Raw genomic sequence first — 3,083 nt, forward strand, 5'->3', positions numbered from 1 at the left:
CACCAGATGGGGCACATTTACATCGGCGCCATCGGCCTCATCCTGACCTATTTCTTCCACGGCAAGGACAAGGCCAAGAACCTGGTCCAGAACTGTATCAACTGCGAGGCCTGCAAGCACATCTGCGCGGCCGGCATCGACCTGCCGCGGCTCATCAAGGAGATCCATTCCCGCATTCTCGACGAGGAAGGCCATCCGCTGCCATCGTTGCTCTTGGCCAAGCTGATGAAGAACCGCAAACTCTTCCACACCTTCCTGCGCACGGCCAAGATGGCCCAGCGGCCCCTGACCGGCGGTACGCAGTACATCCGCCATCTGCCGCACATCTTCGCCAAGGACCATGGATTCAAGGCTCTGCCGGCCATCGCGGCCAAGCCTTTCCGTGACCGGTTCGAGGAACTCAAGCCCCGGGTTTCCGCGCCCAAGTACCGTATCGCCCTGTTCTCCGGGTGCGTGCAGGACTTTGTCTACCCCGAGCAGCTGGAAGCGGCCATGAAGGTTCTCGGCGCCCACAATGTGGACGTGGATTTCCCCATGGAGCAGTCCTGTTGCGGTCTGCCCCTGCAGATGATGGGCGAAAAGAAGGCCAGCATCGATGTCGCCCAGCAGAATATCGAGGCCATGGCCGGCAATTACGACTATATCATCACCCTGTGCGCGTCCTGCGCCTCGCACCTGAAGAACAACTACCCCTTCCTGCTGGGCGAGAACAATGCCGAGGCCAAGGCATTCTCCGACAAAATCATGCCCTTCTCGGCCTTCATGACCGATATTCTGGGCGTGACCGAAGACAAGTTCAGGCAGACCCACGAACGGGCGACCCTGCACGCTCCCTGCCATCTCTGCCGGGGCATGGGCGTGGTCGAGCAGCCCAGAAAACTTCTGGCCCTGGGCGGATATGAATATGCTCCGGCCGACCAGGAACAGGTCTGCTGCGGCTTTGGCGGCACCTATTCGGCCAAGTTCCCGGCCGTGTCCGAACAGATCCTCAAAAACAAGCTGACCGACGCGGCCCAGACCGGCGCCGAGGTGCTGGTCACCGAATGTCCCGGATGCATCATGCAACTGCGGGGCGGCGCGGAAAAGAACAAGTCCGGCTTCGCCGTGCGGCACATTGCCGAGGTTCTGGCCGATCACCTGAAATAACAAAGGCCGGGATAAACCCGGCCTTTGCGAAAAATGTCTCTCCTTGCGCGCCGGGGGCTCTTCATCGAAGGGCCTCCGGCATTTTTTATCCGCGCTCGGAGGTATGGATCACAGTGGAAACGGCGTCAGACTGCGCGAGCCTGTTTCCGTGATCAAGATGGTCTGCTCGAACTGGGCCGACAAACTGCCATCGGCCGTGACCACGGTCCAGCCGTCATCGAGACGCGAGGTGGCCATGCCACCCTGATTGATCATCGGCTCGATGGTGAAGACCATTCCCGGAACCAGCACGATGCCCGTGCCCGGTCGGCCGACATGGCTGACCTGCGGCTGCTCATGGAACGCGTGGCCAACACCGTGCCCGACTAGGTCCCGGACCACCGAATAGCCCGAACCCTCGGCATGGAGCTGGATGGCATGCCCGATGTCGCCCAGGGTCGCGCCGGGACGGGCCGCGCCGATGCCCAGGGCCAGGCAGCGTCTGGTGACATCAACAAGCCGCCGCGCTTCCGGATCGACCTCGCCCACCAGAAAGGTGCGGTTGGCATCGGCGAACCAGCCGTCCAGAATGCTGGTCACGTCCACATTGACGATATCGCCCTCGCGCAGTTCCCTCGGTCCGGGAATGCCGTGGCAGATTTCGTTGTTGATGGACACGCACACGCTCTTGGGAAAGCCCTGATAGTTGAGCGGCGCGGGCACGGCCCCGTGTTCCAAGGTATATTCATGAACCAGGGTGTTGATACTTTCCGTGGTCACGCCGGCCCGGATATGCTCCGCCACCAGGTCCAGGGTACGCACGACCAATTCTCCGGCCTTGGTGATCCCGGTCACGGCATCCTTGCTCTTGAGACGGATGCGATATTTCTTCCAATATTCCTCGCGCACGGACCCAAACGGTTTGCGGCGCACTGACTTTGCCGATTTATTCCGAAAAAACATGATTAATCCCCTGTCGCGTCGGCGCGGACAAACCACGAACCAAACGCATTGTCCGGACGGTGCGCAATAACACCGTCTCGGCTTATTGAAATTCTAAAATGAGTTCCGGGCAGTGGTGCCCGTGTCCGCCGTCTCCCCGTAAACCCGGGTCAGTTCTTCGGCCTTCATGGAAAAGGAATGTTCGATCCCGGGAAACGCGCCGGCGCGCACGTCCCGCGCATAGGCACTCAGTCCGTCACGGGCTGCAGACCCCAAATTCGCGAACTGTTTGACAAATTTTGGCACGAAACGCTCGAACAGGCCCAAGGTGTCGTGAAAAACCAGGACCTGTCCGTCGCAGGCCGGCCCAGCGCCGATGCCAATGGTCGGCAGGCCCAGCTTTTCCGAAATCAATTCCCCGACCTGTGCCGGGATGCATTCCAACACGATCATGAACCCCCCTGCTTCCTGCAGGGCCAGACAATCGTCAAGCAGCTTGCGCGCGGCGTCGGCGCTCTTGCCCTGGACCTTGTAACCACCCAGGGCCGTGACCGACTGCGGGGTCAGCCCGACATGGCCGCAAACCGGGATACCGGCCCGGACCATGGCCCGGACCTGCTCCGCGATTTCGGCTCCACCCTCGACCTTGACGCCATGACATCCGCCCTCCTGCACCAATCGGCCGGCGTTTTCCAGGGCCTGGGCAGGAGAAACGTGATAGGTCATGAACGGCATGTCCGTGATGATGAACGAATCCCGGGCACCCCGGCACACGGCGCGGGTATGGTGGATCATGTCGGCCATGGTCACGGGCACGGTCGAATCATAGCCCAGCACGACCATGCCCAGGGAATCGCCGACCAAAAGCACGTCCATGCCCGCTTCCTCGGCCAGTCGCGCCGTGGGGTAATCGTACGCGGTGATCATCACGATTTTTTCACCCCGAGCCTTCATATCCTGGAAGTCGCCCAGATTCTTCATGCGCCGCCTCCGCTGACTTTTTTGATCTCGTTATC

General features: G+C 60.9%; 3 protein-coding genes. 1 reads left to right on the plus strand and 2 read right to left on the minus strand.

The features are described from left to right. Positions 1-1,146, plus strand: a 1,146-nt coding sequence (locus EOL86_13215; GenBank protein ID NCD26534.1) for a (Fe-S)-binding protein, incomplete at its 5' end; no start/stop codon positions are given. Positions 1,147-1,254: 108 nt separating this feature from the next. Here EOL86_13215 and map read toward each other — a convergent pair. Next, entirely contained in the window at positions 1,255-2,088 is an 834-nt protein-coding gene (gene map / locus EOL86_13220) for a type I methionyl aminopeptidase (protein NCD26535.1), read from the minus strand. 93 nt (positions 2,089-2,181) lie between these two features. Further along, the gene (gene panB, locus EOL86_13225) at positions 2,182-3,048 is read right to left on the minus strand and encodes a 3-methyl-2-oxobutanoate hydroxymethyltransferase (protein NCD26536.1); all 867 of its coding nucleotides are present in this window, start codon (positions 3,046-3,048) and stop codon (positions 2,182-2,184) included. Positions 3,049-3,083 lie beyond the last annotated feature (35 nt).

This window comes from Deltaproteobacteria bacterium, assembly GCA_009930495.1.
Taxonomy (GTDB): Bacteria; Desulfobacterota; Desulfovibrionia; order Desulfovibrionales; family Desulfomicrobiaceae; genus Desulfomicrobium.

Bases quoted from the DNA above. Each gene is read 5' to 3' on its own strand.
- map (NCD26535.1), bottom strand. From the start codon at position 2,088: ATGTTTTTTCGGAATAAATCGGCAAAGTCAGTGCGCCGCAAACCGTTT.
- panB (NCD26536.1), bottom strand. From the start codon at position 3,048: ATGAAGAATCTGGGCGACTTCCAGGATATGAAGGCTCGGGGTGAAAAA.